The following is a 15,167-nucleotide window of genomic DNA, read 5'->3' on the forward strand; positions in this document are numbered from 1 at the left end:
ATAAAATGGCCGGCTCCCCGCCTCTTGCGCGCACCCTGCGCAGCGCCCTCCGCCGCCATTACCAACTATGATGAAAGCCGTCGCCCCGCTGCCCGCCCGCGCGCTCTGCCGCACCGGTCCGCAGATGGCGCCGCCGTCTCCCAAGAACTGATTTACCTACTGCCAACATGCGATTCTCCGTCTACCAGGAAAGCAGAAAAGGCGGCCGCCGCATCAACCAGGACCGCATGGGCTATTGCTTCACGCGAGACGCCCTGTTGATGGTGCTGGCCGATGGCCTGGGCGGCCATGCGCTGGGCGAAGTCGCCGCGCAACAGGCCCTGCAGACGCTGGCGCGCCAGTTCCAGGCCCAGGCCCGGCCCGCGATCCGCAATCCTGCCGATTTCCTGCAGGACACCATCATGCTGGCCCACCGGGAGATCCATCGCTATGCCGAGGCCAACCGGCTGGCCGACGTGCCGCGTACCACCGTGGTCTGCTGCCTGGTCCAGAACGGCCAGATCCACTGGGCCCACGCGGGCGATTCGCGGCTCTACCTGGTGCGCAAGGGCGGCCTGCTGACCCGCACGCGCGACCACTCCAAGATCGAGAACCTGCTGCAGCAGGAGCGCGTGCTGCCGATGCAGGTGGCCAACCACCCCGAACGCAACAAGCTCTACAACTGCCTGGGCTCGCCCAACCTGCCGCTGATCGATATCGGCGGCCCGCTGCGGCTGGAACCCGGCGATGTCGCCTTGCTGTGCTCGGACGGGCTGTGGGGCAGCATCGAAGAACAACTGCTGGTCGAGAAAGTGACGCACCTGTCCGTGGTACACGCCATTCCCGACCTGATCGAGCAGGCGCTGCACAATGCGGGCGACGGTGCCGACAACACCACCGCGATCGCCATGATGTGGGAACTCGACGCCCATCCCGCCACCGAGGAATCGGTCGCCACCGAGACCCTGCCGCTCAATACCTTCACCACCTCGATCCTCGAGAACAACGGCGGCGATACCGACCTGCTGTCGGAGGAAGAAATCGAGCGCTCCATCGCCGAGATCCGCGCCGCGATCGACAAGACCAGCAATTTCATGCGCTGAGGGCCTGCCCGGGCACACACCGGGCGCGCTCCGGGCTGCGGTCCGGCATATCGCGGCGAGCTTCGGCAAGATGTACCGCCCGCGCCGCAAAGGTGCGGGAATTTCGCCGCCGCGCCGGCCCCGGCCGCGCGCCGACGGGCACGAGCGGCGCGGCGGCGTTAAAATCCCATCTCTGAACACCTTTCCCGAGAAAAACTCCACATGCGACCGAGCGGACGCGCTGCCGATGCGCTGCGCCCTATCACCCTGACCCGACACTACACCCGCCACGCCGAAGGCGCCGTCCTGAGTGCCTTTGGCGACACCAAGGTGCTGTGCACGGCCAGCGTGCTGGCCAAGGTGCCCCCCCACAAGAAAGGCAGTGGCGAAGGCTGGGTAACCGCCGAGTACGGCATGCTGCCGCGAGCCACCCACACCCGCTCCGACCGTGAAGCCGCGCGCGGCAAGCAGACCGGCCGCACCCAGGAAATCCAGCGCCTGATCGGCCGCGCCATGCGCACGGTCTTCGACCTGTCCGCGCTTGGCGAGTACACCATCCACCTGGATTGCGACGTGCTGCAGGCCGATGGCGGCACCCGCACCGCGGCCATTACGGGCGCCTTCGTGGCCGCCCACGACGCCGTCTCGGCGATGCTGCGCGAAGGCCAGATCCAGGCCAGCCCGATCCGCGATTTCGTAGCCGCCGTCTCGGTCGGCATGGTGAACGGCGTGGCCGTGCTCGACCTGGACTATGCCGAGGACAGCAACTGCGACACCGACATGAACGTGGTGATGACCGGCAGCGGCGGCTTCGTCGAAGTGCAGGGCACCGCCGAAGGCGTGCCGTTCAGCCGCGCCGAGCTCGAAGCCATGACCCGCCTGGCCGAGCAAGGCATCGCCGAACTGGTGGCACACCAGCGCCGCGCGCTGGAACTGGCCTGATACGGTGGAAGCGATGCAACGCCTGGTTCTCGCCTCCAACAATCCCGGCAAGCTCGGCGAGTTCGGCACGCTGCTGGCGCCGCTCGGGTTCGAGGTGATTCCGCAGGGACAGCTCGGCATTGCCGAGGCCGAAGAGCCCTTCGCCACCTTTGTGGAGAACGCCCTCACCAAGGCTCGCCACGCCAGCCGCCTGGCGGGCCTGCCCGCGCTGGCCGACGATTCCGGCATCTGCGTCGACGCGCTGGATGGCGCGCCGGGCGTCTACTCGGCGCGCTATGCGCAGCTGGTGGGCAAGCCGAAATCCGATGCCGCCAACAATGCGCACCTGATCTCGCAGCTGGCGGGCAAGCTCAATCGCCACGCCCACTATTACTGCGTGCTGGTGCTGGTGCGCCATGCCGACGACCCGCGCCCGCTGATCGCCGAGGGCGTATGGGCAGGCGAGGTGGTCGACGCGCCGCGCGGCAATGCCGGCTTCGGCTATGACCCGCATTTCCTGCTGCCTCACCTGGGCAAGACCGCGGCGGAACTGAGCGCCGATGAAAAGAATGCCGTCAGCCATCGGGCGCTCGCGCTCAAGGCGCTGACCGAGCGCCTGCGTACGCCAGGCTTCATGAACGGCTGCCTATGATCCCGATTGTCCCGCTGGCGTCCACCGGCGCCAGCGCCCCGGCCGACACCAAATCGCTGTGGCTGCAGCCGGGCCAGCTCTCGCTGCCGGCGTCCCCACCCCTGTCGCTCTACGTGCACGTGCCCTGGTGCGTGCGCAAGTGCCCCTACTGCGATTTCAACTCGCATGCCGTGCCCGGCGCGGCCGACAGCCATGACATCCCCGAGGATGCCTACCTGGATGCGCTGCGAGCCGACCTGGAACAATCGCTGCCGCTGGTGTGGGGCCGGCCGGTGCATACGGTGTTCATCGGCGGCGGCACGCCCAGCCTGCTGTCGGCCGCCGGCATGGACCGGCTGCTGTCCGATATCCGCACGCTGTTGCCGCTCGATGCCGACGCCGAGATCACCATGGAGGCCAACCCCGGCACCTTCGAGGCCGAGCGTTTCGCCAGCTATCGCGCCAGCGGCATCAACCGCCTGTCGATCGGCATCCAGAGCTTCAACGACCGCCACCTGGCTGCGCTCGGCCGCATCCACGGCGGCGGCGAAGCGCGCGCAGCGATCGGCATCGCGCTGGACAACTTCGACAACGTCAATCTCGACCTGATGTACGCGCTGCCGGGCCAGACCCTGGAAGAATGCGCCCAGGACCTGGAAACGGCGCTGTCGTTCAACACCACGCACCTGTCGCTCTACCACCTGACGCTGGAGCCGAATACGCTGTTCGCCAAGTTCCCGCCGGCCCTGCCCGACGACGACAGCGCCTACGAAATGCAGGACCTGATCGAAGCGCGCACCGCACAGGCAGGCTACCGGCACTACGAGACGTCCGCCTACGCCCGGCCGCATCGCGAAGCCCGCCACAACCTGAACTACTGGCGCTTCGGCGACTACCTCGGCATCGGGGCCGGCGCGCACGGCAAGCTCTCATTCCCGCACCGGGTGCTGCGCCAGATGCGCCACAAGCATCCCGCCACCTATATGGCGCAGGCGATGGCGGGCAACGCCGTGCAGGAACAGCACGACGTCGGCGCTGCCGACCTTCCGTTCGAGTTCATGCTCAATGCGCTGCGCCTGACCGATGGCGTGCCGGCCAGCACGTTCTTCAACCACACCGGGCTGCCTCTGCACACCATCAGCCGCGAACTGGCGGCGGCCGAAAAAAAGGGCCTGCTCGAAGCCGACCTCGCCACCATCAAGCCCACCGAACTCGGGCGCCGCTTCCTGAACGACCTGCAGGAAATGTTCCTGAAGGGGTGATCGCGGCGGGGTGATCGCGCCGAATCGAGGCAACCGATCCGGGCAACGGGCAAATCCCAGGCCGCCGCCGGAATGCGGGCGCATCCGCACGGCGGCCGGACAACCATCAGTACGGCGTTGCCATATCGCCGGCAACCTGCGCGCGGGCGCCGATGCGCAAACGGCTTACGTCGCGCTGCGTCACCGTAGCCATGCGGCCATCGTCCAGCCGCACGTTGACGCGGTAGACCGTGTCGGTGCCGCTGCTGGCGTGTTTCTCGATCTGGTTGCCGGCCAGGCCGCCCGCCACCGCGCCACCGATGGTCGCCACGGTATTGCCGCGGCCCCCGCCGATCTGATGGCCCAGCAGGCCGCCTGCCACGCCGCCGATCACCGTGCCGAGCAGGCCCGAGCTGCTTTGCTGGGTCGTCACCGGCTCGATCGACTCGACCTTGCCATAGAACACGGAATTCGGGGGCGCCTGATAGGTGTTCGCGCCCGGGGCCTGGTACCCGGCTTGCGGGGGCTGCTGGTACCCGGCTTGGGGAGGCGGAGCACCGTAGCCGCCGCCATAGCCCCCTCCGTAGCCATTGCCGTAACCACCGCCCGGCGCCGCGCAACCCGCCATGCCAACCACCGCGGCGGCAGCCGCCACACCCAACAAAGTCTTGCCATTCATCGGAACATCCTCCTCATTGACCGCAAATGCGTGGAACAGGAAGGGCACGGCAGCGACATCCCGCGCCCTACTACGCATATTAGGAGCAGAGTACAGGAATGAAGGTTCCGCCGCGTCCGACAGACACCGACAAGGCAAAATGCCGCGTGGTGCGCGACCAAGCCGCGCAGCCTTGCTATAATGCGCGGCGCTGGCGGTTACGCCAGCGTCAAAGCAGCATGCCGCACGGGCCTGGGCCTTCCCTGCCCGCGCTACAATGCGTGCACATCCTTTCAGGAAGCGTGGCCGAGTGGTTTAAGGCAGCAGTCTTGAAAACTGCCGATGGGGTGACCCATCCGTGAGTTCGAATCTCACCGCTTCCGCCAGATTCCCCTCCTCCGCAATCCGGCATCGCGGGCAGTCCTGCCGTGGCCTCACCCCCCTTGGACTGGCCACTGGCACCGTGACGCCGGCCTTCGCCATCCACGGGTGCAGCCGTCTCCGCTAAGCCTGCCGCGGCGCCGTCAACAGGCGATACGCCTGCTCCTCCGATATGTTCAGCCGGTAGTGCCGGGACAGCATGCGCGCGAACTGATGCGCGGCGCCGGGCTCGCAATGCCTGAGCTGCTCGCGATAGGCCTCCAGTTCGAAACGCAGGCGCCAGCGCGGACTGAGCAGGTAAAGGATGCCCATCGTGCCGCCCGAGCGCCAGAATTGCCGCACGTGCACTTTCTCGTGCTCGATCAGCGCGTGGCTCGCACCGGGCCGCAGCAGGATCAGCGGACCGGGCGCGAAGCCATCGAAGCGGCGTGGAATCAGCCAGCGGGTTTCGATCAGCAGGCAGAGAGGCGATTTGCAGAAGCGGATCATGGAGAGCGTAGACGGTGCGGCCCCACAGGGTGCATGCGGCACTAGCCTATCAGCCTTTGCACCGGCACGCTCAGCCCAGGCTCCCCGCGCAACGGCAACCGCCGCCGCCGGGATAAAAAACCCCTGCCGACTGGCAGGGCAAGGAGCGGGAAACCTGTGCCGGGTGGCCGTGACCTTACTCGCTGGTGATCTTCCCGGCTTCGATCACGCCCTTCCAGCGCTGGAGCTCCTGTTTTTCGAACTGGTCGAACTGTTCCGGCGTATTGGCCACCACCTCGAAACCGCTCTCCGCCAGCTTCTGCCGCATCTGCGGCTCGGCCAGCGCGCTGACCAGGGCCGCATGCAGCCGGGCCTTGACCTCCTTCGGCAAACCGCGCGGCGCCGCCACGGCCTGCCACGAGTAGACATCCACGCCCTTCACCCCGCCCTCCGCCATGGTGGGCACATTGGGCAGCACCGGCGAGCGCTGGTCGCCGGTCACGGCGAGCGCCTTCAGCTTGCCGCTGCGGATGTGCTGGAGCACCGCGTTCACGTTCTGGAAGGAGACGTCCACCTGGCCGGCCAGCAGATCGGAGATCGCGGGCGCCCCGCCCTTATAGGGAACATGCAGTCCCTCGGTCCCGGACTTCTGCCAGAACAAGGCGGCGGTCAGGTGATCCGACGATCCGGCACCGGAGGTTGCGAAGGCGGCCTTGCCCGGATTCTTCTTCATGTACGCGACCAGTTCCTGCAGATTCTTCGCGGGGAAGTCCGGCTTGGTCACCAGCACATTGGGCGCGCGTACCGCCACCGTCAGCAGATCGAAATCCTTGGCCGGATCGTAGGGCAGGTTTTTCTGCAGGAAGGGATTCACGGCGTAGACGCCGATCGAGGCCACCATCAGGGTGTAGCCATCGGCAGGCGCGCGCTTGACCATGGTCGCGCCGATGGCGCCGGTGGCGCCCGGGCGATTGTCGATCACGAAGGGCTGGCCGAGCTTTTCGTTGAGCGGCACGGCCAGCATGCGGGCGATGGTGTCGGTGGAACCGCCCGCGGGAAACGGCACCACCACCGACACGGCCTTCTGCGGCCAGGCCTGCGCCGGGGTGGCCGCGTTCACGGTGCCGGCGGCGGCCAGCGCCGCCACGGTGGCGATCATGGCGGCGGCCAGGCGGCCGAAGGTACGCCGCGCAGGCGCGGCGGGCGGGCGGGCCGCACAGGATGATTGGTGGCTATCGGACATCGTTGTCTCCTGATTGCTGACGGGGTTGCTTCTTGCTCTTTGGCTTTTTTGCTTGCTTGTTCCCGGACCGGCGTTGCGCCGCGCGCTCACCTGACCATGCAGGGGGCCTTGTTGTTGAAGCTCCAGCCCGGGATCAGGAACTGCATGGCAACGGCATCGTCGCGGGCGCCCAGCCCCAGGTTCTTGTAGCGCTCGTGTGCCAGCGCCACCTGCTCCATATCGAGCTCGACGCCAAGGCCCGGCAGGGTCGGCACGGCCACCTTGCCGTTCTCGATCTTCAGCGGCGCCCTGGTCAGCCGCTGGCCGTCCTGCCAGATCCAGTGTGTGTCGATGGCGGTGACGCGGCCCGGTGCGGCGGCGGCCACATGAGTAAACATGGCCAGCGAAATGTCGAAGTGATTGTTGGAGTGCGAGCCCCACGTGAGCCCCCAGTCGGCGCACATCTGCGCCACCCGTACCGATCCCTGCATGGTCCAGAAATGCGGATCGGCCAGCGGGATGTCCACCGCTTGCAGGCGCACGGCGTGACCCATCTGGCGCCAGTCGGTGGCGATCATATTGGTGGCGGTGGGCAGGCCTGTGGCGGTACGGAACTCGGCCATGATCTCGCGGCCCGAATAGCCGTCCTCGGCGCCGCACGGGTCTTCTGCATAGGCGAGTACACCGCGCTTGTCGCGGCACAGGCGCACGGCTTCGGCCAGCGACCACGCGCCATTGGGATCGAGGGTGATGCGTGCCCTGGGGAAGCGCTCGGCAAGGGCCAGGACGGCCTCCATCTCCTCGTCGCCGCGCAGCACGCCGCCCTTGAGCTTGAAATCGTTGAAGCCGTAGCGCTCATACGCGGCCTCGGCCAGGCGCACCACGCCCTCGGCGCTCATCGCGGCTTCGTTGCGCAGGCGGAACCAGGCGTCGTCGGCATCCGGCTCGCTGCGGTAGCCGAGCGTGGTGCGGTTGCGGTCGCCGATATAGAACAGGTAGCCCAGCATCTCCACCGCATCGCGCTGCTGCCCCTCGCCCAGCAGCGCGGCCACGGGCACGCCGAGATGCTTGCCGAGCAGGTCGAGCAACGCCGCCTCCAGCGCAGTGACGGCGTGGATCGCGATGCGCAGGTCGAAGGTCTGCAGGCCCCGCCCGCCCGCGTCGCGGCTGGCAAAGGCGCTGCGCACGCGATTGAGCAAGGCCTGGTAGTCGCCGATCGACTGGCCTGCCAGCAGCTCACGGGCATCCTCCAGGGTCTGGCGGATGCCTTCCCCGCCGGGCACCTCGCCGACGCCGGTATTGCCCGCGCTGTCCTTCAGGATGACGATATTGCGGGTGAAGAAGGGACCATGCGCGCCGGACAGGTTCATCAGCATGCTGTCGTGGCCAGCCACGGGCACGACGGTCAGGTCGGTGACGGTGGGCGTGCCGGCCAGGCGCACGGCCGGGGACGCATCGCGGTTTGCGGGGACAGGGGCAGGCGTTTGGGTCATCTCGAATTCCGGCGGGATAAGCCGCCCGCGCCCCACTGGGCTTGAGCGGGATTGCCGGGCGGCTCGGGTTGTCTCGGTTTGCATGGACCGGCTGGCGCCGGTTCTTTGTAGTCTGCACAGGTTTCAGCGCGCGTTGCTTAAAAGGCGCAGGAAGCCTGTTATCCGTCGTCGTATCTCTTGGAGCGCAGTATAATTAGCGCATTCCGATCAGGTCAAGTCCTCGCTCATCATCATGTCGAACCCCATGCTTGCCTCCTCCACTCCGCTACGGCGCCGCGGCCGCACGCTTGCCGAAGAGGCCGTGAGCAACCTGAGCGAACGCATCCTGCAGGGCCAGATCAAGCCGGGCGACAAACTGCCGACCGAGTCCGAGATCATGGCGGCGCTAGGCGTCAGCCGCACCGTGGTGCGCGAAGCGCTGTCGCGGCTGCAGGCCAGCGGCCTGGTCGAGACCCGCCACGGCATCGGCACCTTCGTGCTGGAGCGCAGCGCCGAAAGCGGCTCGCCCTTCCGCATCGACCCCGCCACCATGGGGACCGCCATGGATGTGCTGGCCATGCTGGAATTCCGCGTCAGCCTGGAAGCGGAGGCGGCCAGCCTGGCGGCGACCCGCCGCAGCGACGAGCATCTCGCCGCGATGCGCCAGGCGCTCGACGAACTCAAGCGCACCGCGGCGGGCGGCGAGGACTCGGTGAGCGCAGATTTCCAGTTCCACCTGGCCATTGCGCGCGCCACCGGCAACCGCTACTTCACCGACATCATGGGCCATCTCGGCACCATGGTGATCCCGCGCAGCCGCCTGCACGTCAGCACGCAGGAACGCGAGCAGTATCTCGAACGCGTCAATATCGAGCACGAGAACATCTACGACGCCATCGAACGGCGCGACCCCGAAGGCGCCAAGGCCGCCATGCGCATGCACCTGACCAACAGCCGCGAGCGCCTGCGCAAGGCCTCGGCCGCAGTGGAAGCCGGCTAGGGCCGGCGCCAGGAGAACCCGGGGACCGGGTTTTCCTGCTTGCCGCAGGACCGTTTTATGTTATAGGATGTCTTATAACCAAAAGGACCGCGCGCCCCCCCCACAAGGAACCAGTCTGTCGTGCTAGCCGCAAAGCCACATGCGGGCGGCGCGCGCAGGCCGCTCCCGAGACACGGGCAGGTGTTGCCGGAACCGCCTCGGCGGCCATGCCGGGCAAGCCCGAATTCCCGCTCGCGCCGCTGCGCGAGCCCCCTTTCGATCGCAGTTGAAAAGCAGGAAACGCTCATGACCATCACCGGCGACATGCTGATAGGCGCCAGCGCTGTGCGCGGCACCAGCAAGATCCTCCATGCCACCAACCCGGCCACGGGTGAAACGCTCGCACCGGCATTCCACGGCGGCGCCGCCGCCGAAGCCGAGCGCGCCTGCGCGCTGGCCGAGGCCGCCTTCGATACCTATCGCAACACCGCCCCGGAAACCCGCGCGCAATTGCTGGAATCGATTGCCAGTGGCCTCGAAGCGCTGGGCGACACGCTGATCGAGCGCGCCCATGCCGAGAGCGCACTGCCGGTCGCACGCCTGCAAGGCGAGCGGGGACGCACCGCCAACCAGTTGCGCCTGTTCGCGAGCGTGCTGCGCGATGGCCGCTGGCAAGCGGCCACGCTCGATTCCGCCCTGCCTGAACGCACGCCGCCGCGTCCGGACCTGCGCATGCAGAAGATCGCCGTCGGCCCCGTCGCGGTGTTCGGCGCCAGCAACTTCCCGCTCGCCTTCTCGGTGGCCGGCGGCGACACCGCATCGGCGCTGGCAGCCGGCTGCCCGGTCATCGTCAAGGCGCACTCGGCCCACCTCGGCACCTCCGAACTGGTCGGCCGCGTGATCCAGAAAGCGGTGGCCGACGCCGGTCTGCCGGAAGGCGTGTTCTCGCTGCTGGTGGGTTCGGGCGTGGCCATCGGCACGGCGCTGGTGGCACATCCGTCGATCCAGGCGGTGGGCTTCACCGGCTCGCGCAGCGGCGGCCTGGCACTGGTGCAAACGGCCAACAGCCGGCCCCAGCCGATCCCTGTCTATGCCGAGATGAGCAGCATCAATCCTGTGTTCCTGCTGCCGGCCGCCCTGGATGCACGCGCGCAGGAAATCGCGCGCAACCTGGTGGATTCGCTGGTGATGGGCATAGGCCAGTTCTGCACCAACCCCGGCCTGCTGCTGGCGGTGGAAAGCCCGGCGCTCGATGTGTTCCGCCAGGGTGCCATTGCCGCACTGGCGGAAAAAGCCGCGGCCACCATGCTGACCCCGGGCATCTCCCAGGCTTATGACAACGGCGTGGCCCAACTCGGCGACATCGAAGGACTGCGCCGCATCGGCACAGGCCAGGCGCCGACCGGCCCCAACCAGGCCCGCCCCGCGCTGTTCGAAACCACCGCCGCGCGCTTCCTCGCGGACCATCGCATGGAAGCCGAGGTGTTCGGCCCGTCCTCGGTGCTGGTCGTATGCCGCGACCATGAGGAAATGCTGTCCGTGGCGCGCCGCCTGGAAGGCCAGCTCACCGCCACCGTGCAAGCGGATGCGGGCGACAGCGCCCCGGCCCGCAGCCTGCTGACCGTGCTGGAGCGCAAGGCGGGGCGCGTGCTGTTCAACGGTTATCCCACCGGCGTGGAAGTATCGTATGCGATGGTGCATGGCGGCCCGTTCCCCGCCACGTCCGACACGCGCGCCACCTCGGTGGGCGCCTCCGCCATCGATCGCTTCCTGCGTCCGGTGTGCTACCAGAACGTGCCGGCAGCATGGCTGCCGCCCGCGCTGCAGGATGGCAATCCGCTGGGCGCCTGGCGGCTTACCGACGGCCAGCTGGGCCGCGGCTGAAGCCCGCCACCGCCATGAAGCGAAAACGCGTACCTATCTTGCCGGCCTGAGCGCGGTGATAAACGCGTCGCTGTGGAATCCGGCGGGACTCAGCCCGTTGTCGCGCGTCAAGACATGGCTGGCGGCGTCCACCATCAGCGGATTGCCGCAGGCATAGACCTCGTGCTGGGAAAGATCCGGGAAGTCGGACGCCACTGCCTCGTGCACAAAGCCGGTGCGGCCACCCCAGGGTCCGCCCGGCTCGGAGAGCACGGGAACGAAGCGCAAGCGTTCGCTCGACGCAGCCCACTGCGCCGCCTCCTCGTAGGCATAGAGATCCTCCTTGCGCCGGCCGCCCCAATAGAGCGCGGCACCGCGCCTTGAAAGCGCCGCGTGGTGGCTGCGCATGAACGAAGCGATCGGGGCATACCCCGTACCGGAGGCGAGCAGGATGACCGGCGCATCGGAATCCTGGAGCGCAAATGCGCCAAACGGCCCCGCCAGGCGCAGCACGTCCCTCGGTTTCAGCTTCTCGTACACATGCGGCGAGAACCGCCCGCCGGGCATGGCCCGGACATGCCATTCGACCGTGCCGTGCGCGTCGGGCGCGTTCGCCATCGAGTAGCTGCGCCGCGTGCCGTCACGCAGTATCACATCCATATACTGCCCAGGGGAAAACGAAAAGCCCGTCCCCGCCTGCACGCGCAGCGATACGATGGCAACATCCGCGCTGACCCGGCGCACCTCTGCCACGCGCGCCGGGGCCTGGACCACGCGCCGCCCCGGGATACGGGATACTTCCGGCGCTTCCAGCGTGACATCGGTCACCGGCCGCGCGGTACAGGTCAGGCAGTACCCCGGGCGTATGCCTTCCGGTATGAAGCCGGCGGGATACGCGACCTCCCCCGCGATCACGCGTGCCTCGCACGCATTGCACTCGCCCCGGCGGCAACTGTGCTTCGGGAAAAAGCCTTGCGACAGCGCCGTCTCGAGCAGCGATTCGCCGGGGGTGCACCGCAGCTGGACACCCGCGGGCTCGATGGTCAGCGTTGCCGGCGCTCCGGCCCCATCCTCGGGCCGGGCCAGTTGTGCCTCAGTTTCGGGCGCCATCTTGATGTTCCGTTTTCCGTGCCTGCGCGTCGGCGCCGATATGGCGGGAGCCGATGATTGCGGCCGTCAGTCTTTGCGTCATGTTTGCTTCCTGTAGCTCTGTGAGATTCGGATTCGGATTCAGATTCAAGTTCAGATCCTGTCCGGAAAGATCACGGACTCGCAGTCCGAATAGAGGCGGCTGACATCGTCGGCGCGCAATGCCAGTACCGCGCGCTGGTTGATATAGCCCTTGTCGGTGATTTCGCCCCGCTCGATGGCCGGCGGCGCGGAAAGCAGCACCGCGCGGGCCGGGCGCTGGGAAGAGCCGGCGCCACGGCAGAGGTCGGCCAGCACGGCGCCGAGCGCCCGCCTGACTTCCGGCACCAGCCCCAGCGACTTTCCGCAAAGCGTGCCGTCCTGGTCGTTGGCCAGCGTGCGCAGCTTCGCCGTGGGGAACACCAGCAAGCCGACTTCATCGCGGTCGTGTCCGGCAACCACGATATCCACCGCGTACGGGGACATCGCCGACACCGCCCGCACCCGCAGCGCGCCGACGGAAACCCAGGTACCCGTGGTCAGCTTGAAGTCTTCCGACACGCGGCCGTCGAAGATGACGCCACGATTCGGATCGGCGGGATCGGCAAGACGGCCGGCATCCCCCATGCGGTAGAAGCCATCTTCGTCGAAGGCCGCCCGCGTCTTCTCCTCGTCGCCGATATAGCCGGCGAAGATCGACGGGCCACGCACCCGCAGCTCATGCTTTTCCTGGCAGGGCACGAACTTCAGCTCCACGCCGGGGACCGGCACGCCAATGTTGCGGGTATCCGAAGAGAAGAAGTGCGCACTGGTCACCACCGGCGAGGTTTCCGTCGAGCCCCATTCCGTCGTGAAGAACAACGATTGGTGCCGCACGCCCCGCGCCACCGCGCGCAGGCGGTCCGCCGTCTTCTGCGGCAGCGCCGCTGCCGCGAAGAACAGCATGTCCAGCCGCCCGAACAGCGCCCCGGCCAGCGCCTCGTCCGCCTCGAGGGAGGGCAGCAGCGCGTCGTAGCCCTTGGGCACATTGAAGAACAGCGTGGGACGAACCTGCCGGATACCCTCGATGGTCCGCTCGATCAGGCCGGGCGCCGGGCGGCCATCGTCGATGTACAGGGATCCGCCATTGCGCAGCACCAGGTTGAAATTGTGGTTGGCGCCGAAGGTATGGCTCCACGGCAGCCAGTCGAGCACGACAGGATGCCCCTCGTCGACGAAGCGCCAGCACTGCGCGATCATCTGCTGGTTGGCGCAGAGCATGCGATGCGTGTTCGGCACCAGCTTGGGCGCACCGGTCGACCCCGAGGTCAGCAGGATGCGGGCGACGGTGCTGCCCGTGACGCCGTGGAACGCTTCATCCACGCCGGGCCCGGCACTGGCCGCGCACAAGTCCGTGAACGGTATCTCGCCGGCGGCGGCGCCCGCGGTATAGACCACGGGACACGGCAGCTCCGCACTCCGTATCGCCGCGCCGTATTGCGCCGCATCTTCCGCGTAGACCAGACCGGGATGCAGGCTGGCGAGAATGGCATGCAGCTTGCCATGATCGCTGCTCATCCTGGTGTATGCGGACGACACCACGGCGATGCGGCGGCCCACGTGCATGGCTGCCAGCGAAAGCAAGGCCAGGTTCACACTGTTGTCAGACAGCGCCACCACCGGGTCGTCCCGGGCGACGCCCAGATCCAGCAAGGCCTGCCCGATGTTGCGCACGGTGGCGCAAGCCTCGCCGTAGCTCACGGTCTGCCAGCCCGCCCCCCGCCTCTGCGCCAGGAAGACGCGGTCAGGCTCCCTGGCCGCCCACCTGGTCAGCCAGTCGCCGACGCAACGATCGAAATCCCCCAGGGGAACCGACGAGCGCAGGACGAAACTGCCGTCGGCATGGTCCGTGCGCAGGATATCCGGTTCCGCCAGCCGAGGGCCGGCATCGGGCGCCGCGGCCCGGCGCGCTGGAATGATGGAGGGTAGCGGGTTCACTTGGCGAGCGTCCATGTGCCCCCCTGCACCTTGACCAGGATGCGGCCGCGCGCATCGTAGGCGGAATGATCGGTCTTGCTGATATTGATCACGCCATGCGCGCCGGGCAGGTCCGCCGTGCCCTCGATGGCGTCGCGCAGCGCCTGCCGGAAACCCGGTGTGCCCGGCTGCGCCGTCTTTGCCGCAGCGGCAACGGCACGGTCCAGCACCAGATAGGCGTCATACGCATAGGCGGCGAACAGATCGCGCGAGCCGGCACCGTATCTGGCTTCATAGCGCTGGACGAAGCCGGTAGCCACCGCCTTGCTGGGGTGATCCGCCGGCAGTTGTTCCGCCACCAGCAGCACCCCGGCCGGCAACACCACGCCGTCGGCGGACCTGCCGCCCACGCGCAGGAAATCGTTGTTGGCCACGCCATGCGTCTGGTAGATCGTGCCCTTGAAGCCACGCTCGCGCAGGGTGGCCATCGGCAGCACGGCCGGCGTGCCGCTGCCGGCGACAATCACCGCATCGGGCCTGGCGGCAAGCAGCTTGATGGTCTGCCCCGCCACCGACTGGTCGGTGCGCGCAAAGCGCTCCACCGCCGTGACGCGGATACCGGCGGCCTGCGCGCGCGGCTCGATGTCCTTGAGCCAGGCTTCGCCGTAGGAGTCGCTGTAGCCAACAAAGCCCAGCGTGGAGATCTTGCGGGCCTTCATGTCTTCGACCAGGGCAGTCGACATCACTGCCACCGACTGCGGCAGCGAGAAGACCCAGTTCATCAACTCGGGCTTGGGGACGAAGGGGCACAGGCCGATGGACGGCGTCTTGCCTTCCGCGGCCACGGCGGCGACGGCCAGGCAGGCTGGCGTGGTCGAAGAGCCGATGATGGCGTCCGCCTTCTCCTCCTGGATCAGGCGGCGCGCATTTTTCGATGCGGCGGACGGATCGGTGGCGTCGTCGAGAACGACATAACGCACCGGCTTGCCGCCCAGTGTCCTGGGCAGCATTGCGATCGCCTGTTTTTCCGGGATGCCCAACGAGGCGCCCGGGCCTGTCGCCGATAGCGTGACGCCGATGGTCACCTCGGCGGTTTGCGCAACCGCGGTTGCGGCCCACGCGGACAGGGCGATCCCCGCCGCGATTGCAGCGTGCTTGATTTGCATTGCAGTCTCCTATTGCCCGT

14 protein-coding genes and 1 tRNA gene are annotated in these 15,167 nt (G+C 67.7%); 7 read left to right on the forward strand and 8 right to left on the reverse strand.

Going from position 1 to position 15,167, the window contains the following annotated elements; all coding sequences use genetic code 11:
- Positions 1 to 167 precede the first annotated feature (167 nt).
- The 4 genes from AC3FOF_RS27400 (at position 168) to hemW (ending at position 3,875) form a co-directional block, all read left to right on the forward strand.
- Positions 168 to 1,082, forward strand: coding sequence for a PP2C family protein-serine/threonine phosphatase (locus AC3FOF_RS27400; protein ID WP_017230762.1), 915 nt, complete (start codon positions 168 to 170; stop codon positions 1,080 to 1,082).
- 201 nt (positions 1,083 to 1,283) lie between these two features.
- Positions 1,284 to 2,003: a ribonuclease PH gene (rph, locus tag AC3FOF_RS27405; RefSeq protein WP_488728392.1), complete on the forward strand. Its 720-nt coding sequence runs from the start codon at positions 1,284 to 1,286 to the stop codon at positions 2,001 to 2,003.
- A gap of 13 nt (positions 2,004 to 2,016) precedes the next feature.
- Positions 2,017 to 2,634, forward strand: a complete 618-nt coding sequence (gene rdgB / locus AC3FOF_RS27410; protein WP_276267547.1) for an RdgB/HAM1 family non-canonical purine NTP pyrophosphatase — start codon at positions 2,017 to 2,019, stop codon at positions 2,632 to 2,634.
- Positions 2,631 to 3,875 (forward strand): radical SAM family heme chaperone HemW, encoded by a 1,245-nt coding sequence (gene hemW / locus AC3FOF_RS27415; RefSeq protein ID WP_017230759.1) that lies wholly within the window; start codon positions 2,631 to 2,633, stop codon positions 3,873 to 3,875. The genes rdgB and hemW overlap by 4 nt, the downstream gene beginning before the upstream one ends.
- A gap of 106 nt (positions 3,876 to 3,981) precedes the next feature.
- Here the strand turns inward: hemW and AC3FOF_RS27420 are convergent, their stop codons facing one another.
- Complete coding sequence (locus AC3FOF_RS27420) at positions 3,982 to 4,533, reverse strand: outer membrane lipoprotein (RefSeq protein WP_488728393.1); 552 nt, start codon at positions 4,531 to 4,533, stop codon at positions 3,982 to 3,984.
- Positions 4,534 to 4,808: 275 nt separating this feature from the next.
- Here AC3FOF_RS27420 and AC3FOF_RS27425 point away from each other — a divergent pair.
- Positions 4,809 to 4,898 (forward strand) — tRNA-Ser (locus AC3FOF_RS27425).
- Between the two features lie 118 nt (positions 4,899 to 5,016).
- Here the strand turns inward: AC3FOF_RS27425 and AC3FOF_RS27430 are convergent.
- From AC3FOF_RS27430 to gudD, 3 genes are all read right to left on the reverse strand, one after another.
- Positions 5,017 to 5,382 (reverse strand): hypothetical protein, encoded by a 366-nt coding sequence (locus tag AC3FOF_RS27430; RefSeq protein ID WP_017230757.1) that lies wholly within the window; start codon positions 5,380 to 5,382, stop codon positions 5,017 to 5,019.
- Positions 5,383 to 5,557: 175 nt separating this feature from the next.
- Complete coding sequence (locus tag AC3FOF_RS27435) at positions 5,558 to 6,520, reverse strand: Bug family tripartite tricarboxylate transporter substrate binding protein (protein ID WP_488728428.1); 963 nt, start codon at positions 6,518 to 6,520, stop codon at positions 5,558 to 5,560.
- A 170-nt stretch (positions 6,521 to 6,690) separates the two neighbouring features.
- Positions 6,691 to 8,076, reverse strand: coding sequence for a glucarate dehydratase (gene gudD / locus AC3FOF_RS27440; RefSeq protein ID WP_276267556.1), 1,386 nt, complete (start codon positions 8,074 to 8,076; stop codon positions 6,691 to 6,693).
- A 232-nt stretch (positions 8,077 to 8,308) separates the two neighbouring features.
- Between gudD and AC3FOF_RS27445 the strand changes: the two genes are divergently transcribed.
- Both AC3FOF_RS27445 and AC3FOF_RS27450 read left to right on the forward strand, forming a co-directional pair.
- Complete coding sequence (locus AC3FOF_RS27445; RefSeq protein WP_488728394.1) at positions 8,309 to 9,055, forward strand: FadR/GntR family transcriptional regulator; 747 nt, start codon at positions 8,309 to 8,311, stop codon at positions 9,053 to 9,055.
- A gap of 285 nt (positions 9,056 to 9,340) precedes the next feature.
- The gene (locus AC3FOF_RS27450; protein WP_488728395.1) at positions 9,341 to 10,918 is read left to right on the forward strand and encodes an aldehyde dehydrogenase (NADP(+)); all 1,578 of its coding nucleotides are present in this window, start codon (positions 9,341 to 9,343) and stop codon (positions 10,916 to 10,918) included.
- A gap of 33 nt (positions 10,919 to 10,951) precedes the next feature.
- Here the strand turns inward: AC3FOF_RS27450 and AC3FOF_RS27455 are convergent, their stop codons facing one another.
- From AC3FOF_RS27455 to AC3FOF_RS27470, 4 genes are read right to left on the reverse strand one after another with little or no spacing between them, the layout of a single operon-like run.
- Positions 10,952 to 12,007 carry an FAD-binding oxidoreductase gene (locus AC3FOF_RS27455; protein ID WP_488728396.1) on the reverse strand — a complete coding sequence of 352 codons (1,056 nt, stop codon included), beginning with the start codon at positions 12,005 to 12,007 and terminating at the stop codon, positions 10,952 to 10,954.
- Positions 11,991 to 12,137, reverse strand: coding sequence for a hypothetical protein (locus AC3FOF_RS27460; protein ID WP_488728397.1), 147 nt, complete (start codon positions 12,135 to 12,137; stop codon positions 11,991 to 11,993). Before AC3FOF_RS27460 ends, AC3FOF_RS27455 begins: the two co-directional genes overlap by 17 nt.
- 2 nt (positions 12,138 to 12,139) lie before the next feature.
- Positions 12,140 to 14,017 (reverse strand): feruloyl-CoA synthase, encoded by a 1,878-nt coding sequence (locus tag AC3FOF_RS27465; RefSeq protein ID WP_488728398.1) that lies wholly within the window; start codon positions 14,015 to 14,017, stop codon positions 12,140 to 12,142.
- The gene (locus AC3FOF_RS27470; protein WP_488728399.1) at positions 13,999 to 15,147 is read right to left on the reverse strand and encodes an ABC transporter substrate-binding protein; all 1,149 of its coding nucleotides are present in this window, start codon (positions 15,145 to 15,147) and stop codon (positions 13,999 to 14,001) included. The genes AC3FOF_RS27465 and AC3FOF_RS27470 overlap by 19 nt, the downstream gene beginning before the upstream one ends.
- Positions 15,148 to 15,167: the final 20 nt, after the last annotated feature.

This window comes from Cupriavidus sp. 96C5-1, from assembly GCF_057798855.1.

Bases quoted from the DNA above. Each gene is read 5' to 3' on its own strand.
- AC3FOF_RS27400 (WP_017230762.1), top strand. From the start codon at position 168: ATGCGATTCTCCGTCTACCAGGAAAGCAGAAAAGGCGGCCGCCGCATC.
- rph (WP_488728392.1), top strand. From the start codon at position 1,284: ATGCGACCGAGCGGACGCGCTGCCGATGCGCTGCGCCCTATCACCCTG.
- rdgB (WP_276267547.1), top strand. From the start codon at position 2,017: ATGCAACGCCTGGTTCTCGCCTCCAACAATCCCGGCAAGCTCGGCGAG.
- hemW (WP_017230759.1), top strand. From the start codon at position 2,631: ATGATCCCGATTGTCCCGCTGGCGTCCACCGGCGCCAGCGCCCCGGCC.
- AC3FOF_RS27420 (WP_488728393.1), bottom strand. From the start codon at position 4,533: ATGAATGGCAAGACTTTGTTGGGTGTGGCGGCTGCCGCCGCGGTGGTT.
- AC3FOF_RS27430 (WP_017230757.1), bottom strand. From the start codon at position 5,382: ATGATCCGCTTCTGCAAATCGCCTCTCTGCCTGCTGATCGAAACCCGC.
- AC3FOF_RS27435 (WP_488728428.1), bottom strand. From the start codon at position 6,520: ATGATCGCCACCGTGGCGGCGCTGGCCGCCGCCGGCACCGTGAACGCG.
- gudD (WP_276267556.1), bottom strand. From the start codon at position 8,076: ATGACCCAAACGCCTGCCCCTGTCCCCGCAAACCGCGATGCGTCCCCG.
- AC3FOF_RS27445 (WP_488728394.1), top strand. From the start codon at position 8,309: ATGTCGAACCCCATGCTTGCCTCCTCCACTCCGCTACGGCGCCGCGGC.
- AC3FOF_RS27450 (WP_488728395.1), top strand. From the start codon at position 9,341: ATGACCATCACCGGCGACATGCTGATAGGCGCCAGCGCTGTGCGCGGC.
- AC3FOF_RS27455 (WP_488728396.1), bottom strand. From the start codon at position 12,007: ATGGCGCCCGAAACTGAGGCACAACTGGCCCGGCCCGAGGATGGGGCC.
- AC3FOF_RS27465 (WP_488728398.1), bottom strand. From the start codon at position 14,017: ATGGACGCTCGCCAAGTGAACCCGCTACCCTCCATCATTCCAGCGCGC.
- AC3FOF_RS27470 (WP_488728399.1), bottom strand. From the start codon at position 15,147: ATGCAAATCAAGCACGCTGCAATCGCGGCGGGGATCGCCCTGTCCGCG.